This is a genomic window from Nesterenkonia sp. LB17 (assembly GCF_022565915.1).
Taxonomy (GTDB): domain Bacteria; phylum Actinomycetota; class Actinomycetes; order Actinomycetales; family Micrococcaceae; genus Nesterenkonia.
This window is the reverse complement of the sequence record NZ_JAJOYX010000004.1, coordinates 41,334-57,598: the sequence shown is the minus strand read 5'-3', so window position 1 is coordinate 57,598 and position 16,265 is coordinate 41,334. Positions and strand designations below refer to the sequence as shown.

The window sequence follows — 16,265 nt, the reverse complement described above, 5'->3', positions numbered from 1 at the left end:
AACACCTCGAGCGAGACCTGCGCAGGGGCGCCCGCGCGCCGCGGCTCCACCGGATCAGCCAGCCTCACTGTCCAAGCGAACCGCACTGGGCGAAGCCAGCCTCAGTCCCCGAAGGCGGCACCGACCCGGCGCTGCAGCCGGGCCCATTGGTCCGCCGGGTCGAGCGCGGGGGAGAGCGTGTGCAGCTGCACCGCCGCAGATGGAAGGACCGGTCCCTCGGCGGTGTTGTCCGCTGGTTCACCGTCGGCGGTGACCACCTGTTGGACCATGGACCCGGGCATCAGGTTCATCAACGCCAGGGCGAGCTGGCGGGCATGACCCGGTTCCAGCGCAAAGGGCGCCACGACGACGTCGGGGTCGATGTCGACCGGACGGGCCAGCGCCCGACGTGCCACATCGAGTCCGCCGAGCACCGACTGCCCCAGGAACCAGCCCAGCAGCACGATCGATGATCCCAGCCGGCGAGGCCAGCCGCGCGGTGAGCGCCGCGCGGAGGGCGGCAGCAGCAGCAGGCTCATCCCCGTGGCCAGCGCCACCGAGACCAGCCCGTAGATCAGGTAGTCTGCGCCGGCTCCGGAGAGCGCCCACCAGAGGACGCCCAGCACCACGGCGCGCAGCACCCCGGCCAATACCCAGCTGCTCATGAGAACCTCCCTGCCACGAGCATCGTGGCCACCGTGACCACGGTCAGCAGCACCACCAGCATCAGGCCGGTGGACTCCCAGCCGCCCAGCCGAGCCTCCGCCCAGGAGACTGCGCGTCGTCCCCGCTGCGCCGCGGCGGACCAGAGGCTGCCCCAGCGTTCGGCGGCGGACGTGGTGAACCCATGTGCACCATCCAGCGCCGACCCGCCGGCAGCCCCGACGCGACGCAGCAGCGACTCCTCCGCCAGCAGCAGGTCCCCGGGCGGGACCGCCGGCGTCGTCTCGCCGCGCAGCCGCACCGGAAGCAGCCCGCGGCGGGCCGCGCCCCAGACCAGCGCCGCGAGGAGGATCCCGAACAGGATCGGCCAGGTCGCGTCCCACAGGGTGCTCGGCTCCCAGCTCGGCACGGCGACGCCGTCTGCCTGCACCGGATCGGTCACCCACCGGGCGCCGATCACCCAGGGGACCACGATCCCTGCCGCGCAGACCCCCAGCCAGGACAACAGCTCCCCATCGGCCCGCCGGCGCGGATCACGGTCCGCCGCCCAGATCACCACGGCGAAGCGCAGCAGCAGCAGGGTGGACCCGGTCGCGACCAGCGGCAGCAGCAGATCCAGCCCCACCCCGAGGACCTCGATCCCACTCACCGCCTCCTTGGACACATACTTGCCGAAGGCCCCGGAGGTCAGCGGAGCCCCCGCCACGGCCAGCCCCGCCCCGAGCATCCCGAGCAGCACCAGGATCCCGGTCCGACCCCGGGCATAGTGCTTGACCACCGGCACCCCCAGGAACAGCGCCCCCTTGGCGAGGCCATGGTGGACCGCGTAGATGACCGCGGCAGCCGACGTCGCGGCCCGCAGCTCGGGGACCATCAGCCCCACCGCGACCAGCACGGTGATGAACCCCATCTGCGAGATGGTCGAATAGGCCAGGACCACCTTCGGATCATGCTGGAGGACTCCGACGGCGACGGCGGCGAACGCCCCGATCAGCGCCAGCGTCAGCAGCACCGCCCCGGCTGTCTCGCCCTCGGGCAGGAACCGCAGCCAGCCGATCATCCCGGCCTTGACCATCGCCCCGGAGAGCACCGCCGAGGCGGCCGGCGGCGCGGCCGGATGGGCCAGCGGCAGCCACACATGCAGCGGGACGGTGCCGGCCTTGACCCCGAATCCGAAGATCAGCAGCCCCTGGATCAACCCGGTGTGCGCGGTGCCTGCCGCCTCGGAGGCCTCGGCGAGCAGGAACCCGCCGGCGGAGGTCATCAGGATCAGCGCGGCCAGGATGGCGGTCTCGGAGAGCACCGACATCACCAGGTAGACCCGGGTGGCGCGCTGCGCGGCCGGGGTCCGGTAGTGGATCACCAGGCCGGCCGCGGAGAAGCTCATCAGCGCGAAGGCCAGATAGAAGCTGGCGGCGTCGGCGGCGAGGTAGGTGCCGATGTTGCCGGTGAAGCTGAGCAGCAAGAACGCCGAGAGCGCGCCCGAGCCCCGCTCCGCATCACGCAGCTTGATCCAGCTGATCGACAGCAGCGCGGCCCCGTAGAGCAGCGCGGCGATCAGCAGCAGCGGCCTGGCGTAGAGGTCCACCCCGAAATGCGCCCCGAAGAGCAGCCAGGGCACCTCGACGGTCTCAGCGACGGAGCCGGGTTCCGCCAGCAGCGCCAGCAGCACCGCCGGGGCCACGGCCAGCGGCGCGAACAGGGTCAGCCGGCGCCGAAGCGTGAACGCCTGCAGCGGGCGCAGCAGTCCCGCGAGCCCGAGGACCAGCACGATGACCAGCGGGGTCAGCAGGGACAGTGCGATGAGCAGCGACGGTGAGAAGAGCGAAGGGGGTGAGATCAGCATCAGCCCAGCACCCCCTCAGCGATGAACCGGGCGACCTGCAGCGGGGCGAAGGCCAGCGAGGCGGCGATCCCGACGAAGAGGGTCAGCCCGGCGGTGATCAGCGCCGGGATCAGCAGGCTCTTGGGCTCGCGGACCCGCAGCGGATCTGAGGCGTCGGATCCGCGGCTCACCAGCGTCTCGGGCTCCACCTCCTCGGGATCGACGAACCACAGCGCGTAGACCACGGGCAGGAAATATGCCGCATTGAGCAGCGAGGAGCCCACCAGCACCCACAGCACCCAGGGGTGCTCCGAGGCCAGCGCTCCGGTGCCCAGCTGCCATTTGGAGATGAACCCGGCCGTCGGCGGCAGCCCGATCATGCCGAAGGCGCCCACGGTGAACGCCGCCGAGGTCAGCGGCATCCGTCGTCCCGCCCCGCGCAGCTGGCTCACCGTATGGGCGCGGATCACCTCCGCGAAGAGTCCCGCGCAGAAGAACAGCGTCACCTTCATCAGTCCCTGGTGGACCAGGTGCACCACCCCGCCGGTGGTGGCGAGCACGTTGACCATCGCCACCCCCAGCACCACATAGCTGACCTGGGAGATCGTGGAATAGGCGAGCCGCTTCTTGATCTCCTGCTGGCGCAGCGCCTGATAGGAGCCATAGAGGATGGTGAACGCCGCGAGGATCAGCAGCGGGGTGAGCACCCCCAGCTCGGCGGCGGCTTCGACCCCGAAGACGTCGTGGAGCACCCGCACGATCCCGAACACGCCGGCCTTGACGACCGCCACCGCGTGCAGCAGCGCCGAGACCGGGGCCGGTGCGACCATCGCCAGCGGCAGCCAGCCATGCAGCGGGAACAGCGCGGCCTTGACTCCCAGACCGCCCACGAGCAGCCCGAAGATCAGCAGCGCCGGCATCGGATTCGAGGCGACCAGCTCGGTGACACCCTCGGCGCCGCCGTCGGCGAAGTCGACCGGGCCCACGTACATGGTCAGCCAGACCACTCCGATGAGCACCGCGAGTCCGCCGCCCAGGGCGTAGCGCAGGTAGATCCGGGCCGCCCGCAGCGAGGCGGGGGTGCCCCAGTGCGCCACCAGCGGGTAGGTCACCACGGTGAGCAGCTCGTAGAACACCAGGAAGGTGACCAGGTTCCCGGAGAAGGAGATGCCCACCGTGGCGGTGACACACAGGCTGAAGAACCCGAAGAAGCGGCTCTTGTTCTTCGTCCCGCGCAGGTATCCCAGGGCATAGACGGTGGTCAGCAGCCACAGCAGCGAGGAGAGCCCGGCGAAGAACAGCGCCAGCGGGTCCACCCGCAGCACCAGGTCGATGCCCGGCAGGAAGGGTGCGGAGAACTCGGGCCGGGCGCCGTCGGCCACCACGGCCGGGACCAGGGCGATGATCAGCAGCACCTTCGCCACCGCGGCGGTGAGGTTGATCCCGGCGCGCAGCTTCACGCTGTTCTCCGGCAGCGGGAAGATCGCGACGGCGGCGGTCAGCGACAGCAGCACCATCACCACCGGGATGGCGGGCAGGAGCTCCCCGGGCATCTGCTCGAGCCAGGTCACCATGGGGCGCCCACCTCCAGGACCCCGGTGAGCCAGACGCCGAGGAATCCGGTGAGCACGGTGAGCAGTCCCAGCACGAAGGGCGCCAGCTGCGCCTTCCCGGTCAGCGTGGGGTCTTCGGGGCGGGTCTGGGCCTGCGGCAGGGTCAGCTCGGTCTGATCGTCTTCACTCATCACCAGCAGCGGAGCCACCGCCTTGAGCAGATAGGCGGCGCTGAACAGGGTTCCGGCCACCAGGACCACCAGCATCCAGTAGTGTCCGGCGGCGACGGCGGAGGTGGCCAGCAGCCACTTGCCGGAGAAGCCCAGGGACAGTGGCAGCCCGATCAGGCCCACCGCGCTGAGACCCATGCTCATGACCAGCATCGGGTGTGCCCGGCCGGCGCCGCGCAGATCTGCGATCTCATCGGTGCCGTAGAGGTCCTTGAGGTGCCCGGCGGAGAGGAAGAGGCTGGCCTTGGCCAGCCCGTGCCCCAGGGCCAGCGCCACGGTGCCGCTCAGCGCGCCCGCCAGCACCGCGCCGTCGTCCAACGTGGTGCCCGGCTGGCCTTCGAGTGCGCTGGTCTCGGGGTCCAGCAGCAGCGGCAGCAGCAGGAACCAGTATCCGACCTGGGCCACGGTGGAGTAGGCGATCAGCGGCTTGAGCCGGGTCTGCCGCAGCGCCATCACCGACCCCACCAGGATCGCGGCGGCGCCCATCCCGGCCAGCACCCAGGCCAGGATCGCCAGCTCCGGCAGCGGACCGGCGACCCACAGCCAGACGCGCAGCAGCACGAACAGCGCGGCCTTGATGACCAGCGCGGAGAGAAGCGGGGAGACCGCACTGGGGGCCGAGGAGTGCGCCGGGATCAGCCACCGGTGCAGCGGCACCAGGGCCACCTTCAGCGCCAGGCCGAGACTGATCAGGCACAGCGCCAGCACGACGGCGGCGAGGTCGGCGTCGTCCTCGGCGGCGAGCCCGGTGATGATCTCGCCGGAGTCGATGATGTCCAGGGTGCCGGTCACCGAGTAGATCAGCGCGACCCCGATGAGGAACAGCAGCGAGCCCAGCACCGCGATGAACAGGTAGCGCAGCGCCGCGGGCCAGGCGTCACGGCCGCCGAGGGCCACCAGCGCCACCGCGGTCAGTCCCACCAGCTCCAGCCCGACATAGGTGTTGAACAGGTCCCCGGAGAGGAAGACGGCGTTGAGCCCGGACCAGCAGCCCAGCCACAGCGGCCAGAAACCGGCGTGACCCGCGCGCCAGACTCCGGGGGGCTCCGTGTGACGGTGATGCTGCTTGTCCGCATCCCGGTCCGGTGTGCCTGGGACCAGCCGCTTCCCGGTGGAGGCGGGGCGCGCGGCGGCATAGCAGCTGACCACCGCGCCGACCACGGCGGTCATCGCCAGGAACAGGGCTGAGAGGCCGTCGGCGCGCAGGGTGATGCCCAGCGGGGACTCGAAGCCGCCCAGGGCGAGCTCGAGGGTCTGCCCGGAGGTGACCTGGACCAGGATCGGGGTGCTCAGGCCGAGCACCGCCGCAGAGGTGATCACGCCCAGGACCCGCCGCGCCACCGAGCCCAGCAGCACGCTCAGCGCGCTGGCCAGCAGCGGAACCAGCACCACAGCGCCCAGGCAGAACAGGGTCAGGCTCATCGGTGCGGTCACTCCTCGGCCTCCGCGTCCTTGGAGCCGTTGAAGTGTCCAGAGTCTCCGGCGTCTCCGGAGTCTTTGGTGTCCTCGGGGCCTTCGACGTCCTGGACACCTTCGATCCGGCGGATCAGCACCGCGCCGAGTCCGGTGAAGGCCACCGTGATGACCAGGCCGGTGATCACCAGTGCCGAGAGCACCGGATCGGTCCCGTCCCCCGCGCCGGCCGCATCACCGGATTCCGCCGTGCGGGCCGCCAGGGCGAGGATGAGCATCAGCGAGCCGATCCCGGTGACGTTCAGCGCGATCAGCCGGGCGACCAGGTCCCGGGTGAGCAGCATCCGCACCATCCCGATCACCGCGATCGCCGTGCCGAGAAGCAGGTACCACTGCACCTGGGAGAGGTCGATCGCGCCCACGCCAGCCAGACCGAGGGCCACAGACAAGGGCATCATGTGGTGACCTCGCGCCGCGCGGGGTTGTCCAGGCACAGATAGATCGCGTAGAGCCCGGCCGCGATCCCCAGCGTCAGCAGGATCTCGATGGTGAGCAGCACCGGGAAGGAGAAGGGCGCGTTCAGGTGTGCCAGGGCGGCCAGGATGAAGACGACGACGCCGGCCACCAGCACTGGGCGCAGCCAGCTCACGGTGAGCTTCCCCAACGGCACGTGGGCGCTGTGCAGCAGGATCAGCACCGCGCAGAGCACGGCCCCGGACTGGAAGGCACCCCCTGAGTCGGTGCTGCCGGCGAAGAGCAGCCACAGTCCGGCCAGGAACAGCACCGGGGCGAACACCCGGATCAGCCAGTGCAGGCTCGCCGGGATCGGCGGCGCCGGGCTCAGCGCGGCGCTGAGTCCGGCCCGAGGCCCGACGTCACCGTGACCCAGCGCGAGCACGGCGACGGCCGTGAGCATCAGCACCGCAGATTCCAGCAGGGTGTCGTAGAAGCGGAAGACCAGCAGCACGCCGGTGATCTCATGCTCCACACCGGTCAGCCCCATATTCGCGGTGAGGGCCGCGTCCCAGGCGGGCAGCGACTGCTCGGCGCGGAGCCAGACGGCCGCGGCGACGACGGTCAGGGTGATGGCGCTGAGCGTGCCCACCACAGGTCGCAGCCAGGTCCACCGCGGCGCGGTCGCGGCATCGGGGGAGGGTTGGGCGGGGGAGCTGACCGAGACCCAGACCAGCAGTGCTGCGAGGATCCCGCCGCCGATGCCCGCCTCGGCCAGAGCCACATCCACGCTGCCCAGCCGCAGCCAGGCCAGCGTGGTCAGCACGCCCAGGCCGAGCAGGCCCATGGACTGGGCGAACCGGGAGCTCGGAAGAACGGTGCACAGCACCGAGGCGAGCAGCCCAGCACCGAGCACCAGGTCTGCGGCCGGGACTCCACCGGTCATGACTGGCGCTCCGGGGTGTCCGGCGTCGGTGGAGTCGCCTGCGTCGCCGAGCCGCCCCGGTGCTGCTGGAACTGCTCGGCGGCGTCGATGCCGCCGAGCACATGGGCCGAGATCGACGCCGCCGCCAGCGCCAACACCCAGGTCAGGACCAGCACCGCGGCGCTGGTCCAGCTCCCCAGCAGCAGCGCGACGCCGGTGAGGACCAGCCCGAGGCCCAGATTGTCCGCCTTGGTCAGAGCATGCAGCCGGCTGCGCAGGTCGGGGAAGCGGATCAGGCCCAAGGTGCCCACGCTGAAGAAGAAGGTGCCGGCCAGGATCAGCGCCAGGGCCGCCAGCTGGCTGAGTTCGCTCATGCGGGCCCTTGCGCGCCGGTTCGCCGGGGGCGCCTGCGCAGTCCGGCGCGCACCGCCGCCGCGACCGCCGCCGTGCCGGTGAGCACCAGCGCCACGTCGAGGTACCGGGCGCCGTCGTCGGCCAGGGCGGCGAGCACCGCCGCCAGTGCGGCGCCGGTGGTGCCGGTGAGCAGGACCACCAGCAGCCAGTCACCGGCCAGGCCGCGACGGGCGAACACGGCCAGGGCGAAAACGTAATTGGCGAGCAGCACTGCGAAGACGCCCAGCAGCACTGCTTCGCTCATCGCCGCTCCTCACTCACCAGGAATCTGTCACTCGGCAGGGATGTGTCACTGTCCGCGCCAGTCGTCAGCTGCTCGAGCCGACCCACACCAGCCTAACGATCTGACCCCGCCGCCAGGACATACACTGAGGCACTGTGACCTGTCTCTCAATCTGGGACCGTTCATGTGGAGTTCACGCTCTGTCACCCAACTCGTCAGTGGTGTGGCTAACATGAGGTCAGTAAATACTGGAAGGAAGCTGGATGAGCTCTGCTGTGCAGACTGAGCAGGAACGGACGCGCGCTCGCGCGCACCGACGACGGCAGTCGAAGAACTGGTCCCTGTTCCTGCTCTTCGCGGGTCCGAACATCCTGCTGATCCTCGCGTTCATCTACTACCCGCTGTTCTCCAACATGTACTACTCCACCCTGGACTGGCGGCTGGGCTCCTCCAGCGCCACCCAGATCGGGCTGGAGAACTACGTGGCCTTCTTCACCTCAGACTCCGGCCTGGAGGTCTGGCGGGTCACCGGCATCTTCACCGCCGGCGCGGTGCTGGGCTCGATGATCCTGGGCCTGCTGATCGCGCTGGTGCTGAACAAGAAGATCCCGGGCAAGACCGCCGCCCGCACCGCCGTGTTCTCCCCCTATGTGCTCTCCGGGGTCGGGGTGGCGATGGTCTGGAACTTCATCTTCGATCCCACCCGCGGCGGGCTCTCCCACATCCTCGGGTTCTTCGGCGTCAGCTCCCCGGAGTGGTACCTGAATGAGGACTGGTCGCTGTTCATGGTGATCATCGTCTATGTGTGGAAGAACCTCGGCTACTGCGCGGTGGTATTCCTCGCCGGGCTGCAGTCCATCCCGAAGGACCTGATCGAGGCCGCGACCATCGACCGGGCCGGCCCGATCCGCCGTTTCGTCTCGGTCACGCTGCCGCTGCTGACCCCCACGGTGTTCTTCCTTCTGGTCACCAACATCCTCTTCTCGATGACCAACGCCTTCGACATCCTGCGCACCATGACCCCGACCGGTCACGGCACCAACACCATCATCTTTGAGATCTACCTGCAGTCCTTCGGCGCCTATCAGCGAGCCGGCTACTCCGCGGCCATCGCCGTGGTGCTCTTCTTCACCCTGTTCTTCATCACCGCTGTCCAGCTGCGCTTCGTCGAGCGGAAGGTGCACTACTCATGAGCCTGACCCGATCGCGACCCCCCAAAGAGGATGCGCAGCCCCGCGGCATCGCCCCGGAGAAGAAGCAGAAGCTGACCAAGGCCGAGCGCAAACAGATGCGCCGCGGCGGCTGGCTGGACGCGTTCAGCCGGCAGAACCTCGCCGACACCATCTTCACCGGCTACCTTCCGATCTTCGTGGCGCTGATCGTGATCGTGCTGCCGCTGGCCTGGATGGTCTCCTCCAGCTTCAAGCCGCCGACCGAGATCGTCACGCTCAACCCCACGCTGCTGCCGCAGGATCCCACCCTGGACAACTTCGGCAACGTCGTGGATCGAGTGCCGCTGCTGACGATGTTCGGCAACAGCATCTACGTGACCCTGGTGGGCTCCAGCATCAAGGTGCTGCTGGCGGTCACCACTGCCTACGCGCTGGTCTTCATCAAGGTCCCAGGCCGGAACTTCATCTTCCTGGGCATCCTGGTGGCTCTGATGGTCCCCCCTGAGGTCTCGATGCTGCCGAACTACCTGACGATCACCGGCCTCGGCGGCCGCGACACCCTCTGGGGCATCATTCTGCCGGGCCTGGGCACCGCCTTCGGCACCTTCCTGCTGCGCCAGCACTTCATGGCCCTGCCCAAAGAGATGTTCGAGGCCGCCGAGCTCGACGGCGCCGGACACTTCCGCAAGCTCTTCCAGATCGCGGCACCGGTGTCCATCCCGGCCATCGCCACCGTCGGTCTGGTCACCGTGGTCAACGAGTGGAACAGCTTCCTCTGGCCGCTGGTCATCACCGGCAGCGCCGAGAAGATGACCCTGCCGGTGGGCCTGAACCTGCTGCAGTCGGTCGAGACCCAGGCCGGCAGCTACGGGATCCTGATGGCCGGCGCGGTCATCGTGATCGCCCCGATGCTCATCATCTTCGCCGCGCTGCAGAAGTACATCGTGGCCGGACTGACCCAGGGCTCCGTGAAATGACCCAAGCCGAGATGCTCTCCGCCGCCGGACCACCGGGCGCCACCCAGACCTCCCTGTCACGACTCCGAATCAATCACCGCACCACAAGGAGCACCTGATGAAAAAGCTGAACAGCAGGACGACGACGGGCGTCGCAGCCCTGAGCATCGCCGTACTCGCGCTGAGCGCATGCGGCCCCGACACCTCCGGCGATGAGCAGGAGGCCGGCGAGGGCGTCGACTGGGCCGAGGTCGAGCCGGCCGAGGAGATCGTCTTCTGGTCCAACCACCCCGGCGGGTCGGTGGATCAGGAGGAAGAGCTGATCGCCGCCTTCGAGGAGGAGTCCGGCATCTCGGTCACCCTGGAGAACTCCGGCGCCACCTACGAGGAGACCTCCCAGGGGTTCCAGACCTCCCAGGGCACCGGCGCGACCCCCGACGTCGTCGTCCTCTCGGACGCGACCTGGTTCCCCAACTACCTCAATGACTCGCTGCTGGCAGTCGACGAGGTCCTTGAGGCGGCCGAGGTCGACACCGACGGCTATGTGGAGGCCCTCTACGAGGACTACGTCTATGAGGACTCCCACTACGGCGTGCCGTATGCCCGCTCCACCCCGCTCTTCTACTACAACGCCGATCACTATGAAGAGGCCGGCATCGAATCTGCTCCCGAGACCTGGGAAGAGGTCGCCGAGGTCTCCCAGCAGCTGGTGGAGGCCGAGACCGCGAACTCCGCGTTCTCCTTCCCACCCCAGGAGGAGTATCCCGCCTGGTGGATGCAGAACCTGATCTGGGGCTACGGCGGCAGCTGGTCCGATGAGTGGGACTTCGCCCCCGTCTCTTCAGACGAGACGGTCGAGGCGCTCGAGTTCGCGCAGGACGCCACCGACGACTGGGCCTCGGTCTCCTCCGGTGACCCGGCCGATGACTTCGGCTCCGGCGCCACCAGCCAGATCGTGCAGTCCACCGGCTCGCTCGGCGGCATCCTGGACACCGCCGACTTCGAGGTCGGCGTGGCGTTCCTGCCCGGCGGCCCCGAGGCTGAGGGCGAGACCCCCACCGGCGGTGCCGGTCTGATGATCTCGGCGAACTCCGAGCCCGAGGAGCAGCTGGCCGCGGCCATGTTCATCGGCTTCATGACCAACACCGAGAACACCGCATTCTTCTCGGAGAACACCGGGTACATGCCGGTCCAGCAGGACGCCGACATGTCGGCCGTCTACGAGGAGACCCCGCAGTTCCAGGTCGCCGTCGAGCAGCTGGAGCGCGCACGCTCGCAGGACAACGCGCGGGTCTTCCTCCCCGGCGGTGACCTGGAGCTCTCGCAGACCCTGCAGAGCATCCTCACCAACGACGTCGACGTGGCCGAGGAGATGGAGTCCGTGCAGTCCTCCCTCGAAGACCTCTACGAGCGCGATCTGGCCTCCGAGCTGGAGTAGACACCGCAGCATGTGAACACCAGAACCGCCGCTCGACCCACTGGGCCGGGCGGCGGTTCTGTGCGTTCGTCGGTTCTGCGGGTTCGCTACAGTCAGACCATGAGCGAACCGACCCCGCACCAGAACACCACCTTCTCCCTCAACGGAACCGGCGCCGGTGAGCAGACCGGGCACGGCTACCTGGCGCTGCCCGAGAGCGGCTCCGGGCCCGGGGTGATCGTGATCCAGGAGTGGTGGGGACTCACCGATCACATCAAGGACGTCACCGACCGGCTCGCGGCCTCAGGCTTCGTCGCACTGGCCCCGGACCTCTACGGCGGGTCGATCACCCACGACGGGGCCGAGGCCAGGGAGATGATGTCGAGGCTGCCCGCCGAGGAGGGCGCCAGACTGCTCGCCGGCGCCACCGATCACCTGTTGGGGCTGGATGCGGTCACCTCCGCCTCGGTCGGCGCCATCGGCTTCTGCATGGGCGGCGGGTTCGTGCTCGCCCTGGCCGCCCAGCAGGGGGACAGGGTCTCCGCCGCGGTGCCGTTCTACGGAGTGGGCCAGGGCGTGCCGAAGAGCTACGTCGGGGTCACCGCCGCGGTGCAGGGCCACTACGCCGAACACGATGACAGCTGCCCGGTGGAGCGGGCCCGCGAGCAGGCGCAGCAGATCCGGGCCGAGTCCGGCGCCGAGGTCACCTACTTCTACTACGACGCCGGCCACGCGTTCCACAACGACACCAACGCCGCCGGCACCTACGATCCAGAGCAGGCGCAGCTCGCCTGGGACCGTGCGGTGGAGTTCCTCGCAGAGAAGGTGGTCTGAGCCCCAGCGCTCCTCCCGCGTCCGCAGCCTCGGCAGGGCCACCGGGGGAGGGTATCGTGTCCGCTACGGAACTCACTCTCTGTCACATGGGAGGACAGATGGCGTCGGTCCTGGACCATACGAGCATTCCCGCGTGGGCGCGTGCGCCTGCCGCGCAGCCAGTGGACCCGGCAGCCGCCTCATGCACGATCCTCACCTACGGGTCGTCGTCGCTCGCCGCAGGGTGGAGCAGCGAACTCACCGACCTCGGCATAGAACACCGCATCGTCGAGCTGGCAACGGGAGACAGCGCCCAGGAGCAGCTCATCATGGGTGAGGAGCTTCAGCGCGCCGTCGTCGGGTGGAGGTTGATGATCGTGGGACCGCTGGCGGACGTCCTGCGCGCCCGCTCCCTGGCGTTGGAGGCAGGACTGCTCGGAGCGGAGATCATCGTGAGCACCACAGACGTGGATCGCATTGAAGTCAGCTGCGCCCACTGTGCGGCGACGACGCTCACCACGGCGCGGCCGGCCCAGCTCATCGCCTGTCATGGCTGCTCGGAGACCCTGGTCGTCCATCATCATCTCTCGCCTCTGAGAGGCAGCCTCCTCGGCTCCAAGCACGACGCGGAACAGCGGCTCGAGGCGAGGAGAGAGCCGGCATGAGCACCTTTGCCCTGGAGGTCACCGACGTGGTGGACGCCTCCCCAGAGGTGCGCACGCTCACGCTGGCGCGTCCAGATCGTGGCTGGCTTCCGTCATTCACCCCGGGCAGCCACCTGATCCTTGAATGTGGACCCTCGGTCAACGCCTATTCCCTGCACGGGGACTCCCAGATGCCGGACGCCTACACGATCTCGGTGCTCCGCACCGGGTCTGCCGAGGGAGGCTCGAGGTGGCTGCATGAGCGCCGCCCGGGAGACACGGTCCTCGCCCGACCGCCGCGTTCGCTGTTCCCCCCGATGCAGAAGGCCAGCAAGCACCTGCTGGTCGCCGCGGGCATCGGAGTCACCCCGATCCTCTCGCATCTGCGGGCGGCCGTCCGCTGGGGCCACGCGGTGGAGGTCCGCTACATGCATCGACCCGGTCACGGGGTCCACCTGGAGGAGCTGCGCAACCTCGCTCCTGGGTCACTGCGCAGCTTCACCGACCGCGTCCAGTTCCGCGCCGATCTTGAACTGTGCCTGCAGCGCCAGCCCCTCGGAACCCATCTGTATTGCTGCGGGCCGGCGACCTTCATGGACGCGGTCCGCGAGGTGGCAGCACGACGAGGCTGGCCGCTCGAGCGGGTGCACACCGAACGCTTCGGTGCTGACGTGCTGGACCCGGGGAAGTCTTTCGACGTCGCCCTCAGCGTCTCGCAGAAGGTCATCACGGTGGCTCCGGGTCGGAGCCTCTTGGAGGAGCTCGAAGACCAGGGACTCGCGGTACCGAACCTCTGTCGGCAGGGATTCTGCGGGGAATGCCGGATCGACGTCACCGCTGGGATCCCGCTGCACCGCGACCAATACCTGGAGGACGAGGAGCGGGCCGCCAACGATTCGCTGATGTGCTGCGTCTCCCGAGCCGCATCTGACCGTCTCGAAGTGCCGCTGTGAGCGCTGATACGGTCGCCAGGGATCTGGTCCGCACTTTTCCCTTCCCTTTTGCCGGTGACACGTACCGATACTCCACCAACCTGGAACCAGCGCGTCAGTCGGTGCAGACGCCGGCAGGCCGATGGGGAGACGCCGTGGTGCACATCGACAGTGGATACGCCGCCGAGCTCGCTGAGCGAAGGGCCATTCTCAGCAGCGACCCCTCGCGGATGCAGGTGCTGCCGCATATGCGTCCCGCCGCGTGGGACGCCATGCTGACCCTGATGCAGGAGCTGACCCTCGCCTACCCGGACACGATGCGTCTGGACCGTGAAGCCGGGACGTTCCTGTGGACCAACCGGCGCAGGGGCATCGAACAGCGGTTCGTCTACGGGGACCCCAGCACGCTGCCGCAGGAGCCGCTGGCATTCATCGGCGACCAGGTGCAGGAGGACATCGTCCTGTTGGACCAGCGCGAGGGTCAGCTCTTCGTGGATGCGGGACTGGTCTCCTTCGCGTCGAACTGGTCCTTCGGCTTCGACCTGGGGATGAGCTTCATCGAGATCCACGGGCCGGTGCCGCGGGTCCACGACACCGGGGTCATCGCCCGAGCCCAGAAGTTCCTCATGCGTCTGCAGCCGGACGCCCCCTATCGCCGGACCAACTGGTCGCTCTCCGTAGGGCGGCGCCTGGATCTGTCCACCGAGACGTATCCCGACTGGGGGCCTGAGAGAGGAAGGGTGCTCAGCGTCGACGACGCGACCTTCGGCGCCGAGGTGCACCTGCGGGTGGAGGTTCAGCATCTGGTGCGGCTCCCCGAATCCGGGTGTGTCATGTTCTTGATCCGCACCTACCTGCTCCCCCTGGAGGCGGTCGCGGAGGTGGAGCCCTGGCGGGACAGGCTGGCGGCAGTTCTCGCCGAGCTCCCTGAGGACATGGCCGACTACAAGGGCTTCCTCGCCTACCGCGATCGCGCGGTGGACTGGCTGGCGGCCCGAAAGTCCGAGGCTCCGTAGACTGACCCGATGAGACTGGGAGCCATACCGGGCGCGACGCCGGACAAATGGGTGACGCGCTGGCGTGAGCGGTACCCCGACTTCGCACTGAGCGTGGACCGCTTCGACGAGGCGGGTCAGTTGGAGCGACTGCGCGCCGGCACGGTCGACGTCGGATACATCCGGTTCCCCGAGGACGCGCAAGCCCCCACCGGGGATGACCTGCACCGGGTCTGGCTCTACCGCGAGGCCCCGGTGGTCTGCGCCTCCCGCGATCACTGGGTGGCCGCCGCCGAGACCTCGGTGACCTGGGATGAGATCGCCGCAGAGCCGTTCTTCGACCCGGCCGAGATGCTCCCCGAGCCCGGTTCAGACACGTCAGCTCCAGACCCGTCCACTTCAGAGCAGTCAGCGCCGGAGTCAGAAGAACCGGAGGAGCATCAGCCGGCAGATCCGGAGCAGCTCGCCGCAGATGACATCCACACGCCCAAGCTGGGCGTCGATCTCGCCGCGGGGGAGCGGATGGCCTTGGAGGTCGTCGCCTCGGGTGCCGGACTGGTGATCCTTCCGAACTCGGTGGCACGGATGCTCGCCCGCCGAGACATCGTCATCCGCGAGGTCGAGGGCCTCCCAGGTTATGACGTGGGCCTGGCCTGGCTCCGCGAAGCCGACGGCCCGGTGATCCAGGAGTTCATCGGAGTGGCGCGCGGCCGGAAGCCCGGCAGCGGCCGCAGCGAGATCAGCACCGGCGTCGAGGCGAAGTCCGGGTCGAACTCTGGCTCGAAGCCTGAGGCGAAGTCTGACCCGAGGTCGAAGTCGACCCCTAAGCGGGCAGCTGCTCGCGCAGCGCCCGGGCGCTCGCGGCCGGGTCCGAAGCCTGGGTCACGGCGCGGACAACCACCACGCGGTCGGCGCCGGCCGCGGTGACCTCGCCGATGTTGGCCTCATTGATCCCGCCGATGGCGAAGAAGACCTTCGAGCTCTCCAGGCTCGCCGCCTGTGCCGCCAGCTCCAGTCCGACAGCGGCGCGGTCCGGTTTGGTCGGGGTCTCCCAGATCGGACCGGTGCAGTAGTAGTCCAGGCCGATGTCGGAGTCAGCTTCACGCACCTGCTCCCAGGTCTGGCAGGACCGGCCGATGACGACGTCGTCGCCCAAGATCATCCGGGCCTCTTCAGTGGTCAGGTCGTCCTGGCCGACGTGGAAGACGTCGACCCCGGTGATCGCCGCGACGTCGGCCCGATCGTTCGCGGCCGAGAGTCCGCCGTGCTCATTGGCGACCTGGCGCAGCAGGGTCAGCGCGGCGATCTCCGTCTGCACCGCGACACCCTTGTCCCGGATCTGGATGATGTCCACACCTCCGGTGTAGGCCGCGACGAAGAAGTCGTACAGCGCGTCGAAGTCCAGCTCATCCACCGGCCCCGCCTCGGGCCGGGTGATGAATCGCTGGAGGTCGGTGCAGACGTAGAGCCTGGCCGAGACCAGGCGATCCCGGCGCAGATGGCCCAGGTGGGAGGGGTGTGGGGTGTGTGCCATGGTCTCAGTCTCATCCATATCTCCACATTAGGGCACCCCCTGGGGCTGTGGCCTTGGGATTGGTGAACGACATGGCTCCGGCCTCCGCGGAGCGCCAGCGCAGACAGAAGCGGCCAGGACCCAT

17 protein-coding genes are annotated in these 16,265 nt (G+C 68.9%); 8 read left to right on the top strand and 9 right to left on the bottom strand.

Translation table 11 applies throughout. From position 1 onward, the window contains the following. Positions 1 to 101: 101 nt before the first annotated feature. From LTH96_RS10195 to LTH96_RS10160, 8 genes are read right to left on the bottom strand one after another with little or no spacing between them, the layout of a single operon-like run. Positions 102 to 644, bottom strand: a complete 543-nt coding sequence (locus LTH96_RS10195) for a Na+/H+ antiporter subunit E (protein ID WP_241465631.1) — start codon at positions 642 to 644, stop codon at positions 102 to 104. Further along, positions 641 to 2,488, bottom strand: coding sequence for a complex I subunit 5 family protein (locus tag LTH96_RS10190; RefSeq protein WP_241465630.1), 1,848 nt, complete (start codon positions 2,486 to 2,488; stop codon positions 641 to 643). Before LTH96_RS10190 ends, LTH96_RS10195 begins: the two co-directional genes overlap by 4 nt. Then, positions 2,488 to 4,041 carry a complex I subunit 5 family protein gene (locus LTH96_RS10185; RefSeq protein WP_241465629.1) on the bottom strand — a complete coding sequence of 518 codons (1,554 nt, stop codon included), beginning with the start codon at positions 4,039 to 4,041 and terminating at the stop codon, positions 2,488 to 2,490. Before LTH96_RS10185 ends, LTH96_RS10190 begins: the two co-directional genes overlap by 1 nt. Then, entirely contained in the window at positions 4,035 to 5,672 is a 1,638-nt protein-coding gene (locus tag LTH96_RS10180) for a complex I subunit 5 family protein (RefSeq protein ID WP_241465628.1), read from the bottom strand. The genes LTH96_RS10185 and LTH96_RS10180 overlap by 7 nt, the downstream gene beginning before the upstream one ends. Before the next feature lie 8 nt (positions 5,673 to 5,680). Beyond that, positions 5,681 to 6,121 carry an NADH-quinone oxidoreductase subunit K gene (locus LTH96_RS10175; RefSeq protein ID WP_241465627.1) on the bottom strand — a complete coding sequence of 147 codons (441 nt, stop codon included), beginning with the start codon at positions 6,119 to 6,121 and terminating at the stop codon, positions 5,681 to 5,683. Then, positions 6,118 to 7,062 (bottom strand): hydrogenase subunit MbhD domain-containing protein, encoded by a 945-nt coding sequence (locus LTH96_RS10170; RefSeq protein ID WP_241465626.1) that lies wholly within the window; start codon positions 7,060 to 7,062, stop codon positions 6,118 to 6,120. The genes LTH96_RS10175 and LTH96_RS10170 overlap by 4 nt, the downstream gene beginning before the upstream one ends. Further along, positions 7,059 to 7,415 (bottom strand): monovalent cation/H(+) antiporter subunit G, encoded by a 357-nt coding sequence (locus LTH96_RS10165; protein ID WP_241465625.1) that lies wholly within the window; start codon positions 7,413 to 7,415, stop codon positions 7,059 to 7,061. The genes LTH96_RS10170 and LTH96_RS10165 overlap by 4 nt, the downstream gene beginning before the upstream one ends. Then, positions 7,412 to 7,699, bottom strand: coding sequence for a hypothetical protein (locus tag LTH96_RS10160; protein ID WP_241465624.1), 288 nt, complete (start codon positions 7,697 to 7,699; stop codon positions 7,412 to 7,414). Before LTH96_RS10160 ends, LTH96_RS10165 begins: the two co-directional genes overlap by 4 nt. Before the next feature lie 242 nt (positions 7,700 to 7,941). Between LTH96_RS10160 and LTH96_RS10155 the strand changes: the two genes are divergently transcribed. The 8 genes from LTH96_RS10155 (at position 7,942) to LTH96_RS10120 (ending at position 15,534) form a co-directional block, all read left to right on the top strand. Further along, the gene (locus LTH96_RS10155; RefSeq protein ID WP_241465623.1) at positions 7,942 to 8,871 is read left to right on the top strand and encodes a carbohydrate ABC transporter permease; all 930 of its coding nucleotides are present in this window, start codon (positions 7,942 to 7,944) and stop codon (positions 8,869 to 8,871) included. A gap of 95 nt (positions 8,872 to 8,966) precedes the next feature. Continuing rightward, on the top strand, positions 8,967 to 9,827 hold the full coding sequence (locus LTH96_RS10150; protein ID WP_241465781.1) for a carbohydrate ABC transporter permease: 861 nt from the start codon (positions 8,967 to 8,969) through the stop codon (positions 9,825 to 9,827). 97 nt (positions 9,828 to 9,924) lie between these two features. Next, positions 9,925 to 11,244, top strand: coding sequence for an ABC transporter substrate-binding protein (locus tag LTH96_RS10145; protein ID WP_241465622.1), 1,320 nt, complete (start codon positions 9,925 to 9,927; stop codon positions 11,242 to 11,244). 99 nt (positions 11,245 to 11,343) lie between these two features. Beyond that, positions 11,344 to 12,057 (top strand): dienelactone hydrolase family protein, encoded by a 714-nt coding sequence (locus LTH96_RS10140; RefSeq protein ID WP_241465621.1) that lies wholly within the window; start codon positions 11,344 to 11,346, stop codon positions 12,055 to 12,057. Between the two features lie 98 nt (positions 12,058 to 12,155). Continuing rightward, positions 12,156 to 12,701 (top strand): dimethylamine monooxygenase subunit DmmA family protein, encoded by a 546-nt coding sequence (locus LTH96_RS10135; RefSeq protein WP_241465620.1) that lies wholly within the window; start codon positions 12,156 to 12,158, stop codon positions 12,699 to 12,701. Then, entirely contained in the window at positions 12,698 to 13,633 is a 936-nt protein-coding gene (locus LTH96_RS10130) for a PDR/VanB family oxidoreductase (RefSeq protein ID WP_241465619.1), read from the top strand. The genes LTH96_RS10135 and LTH96_RS10130 overlap by 4 nt, the downstream gene beginning before the upstream one ends. Then, complete coding sequence (locus tag LTH96_RS10125) at positions 13,630 to 14,628, top strand: DUF3445 domain-containing protein (RefSeq protein WP_241465618.1); 999 nt, start codon at positions 13,630 to 13,632, stop codon at positions 14,626 to 14,628. Before LTH96_RS10130 ends, LTH96_RS10125 begins: the two co-directional genes overlap by 4 nt. Positions 14,629 to 14,637: 9 nt before the next feature. Then, entirely contained in the window at positions 14,638 to 15,534 is an 897-nt protein-coding gene (locus LTH96_RS10120; protein ID WP_241465617.1) for a LysR substrate-binding domain-containing protein, read from the top strand. Here LTH96_RS10120 and thiE read toward each other — a convergent pair. Then, a complete protein-coding gene (gene thiE, locus LTH96_RS10115) occupies positions 15,431 to 16,141 on the bottom strand; it encodes a thiamine phosphate synthase (RefSeq protein WP_241465616.1) in 711 nt (236 codons plus the stop codon). The genes LTH96_RS10120 and thiE overlap by 104 nt on opposite strands. Positions 16,142 to 16,265: the final 124 nt, after the last annotated feature.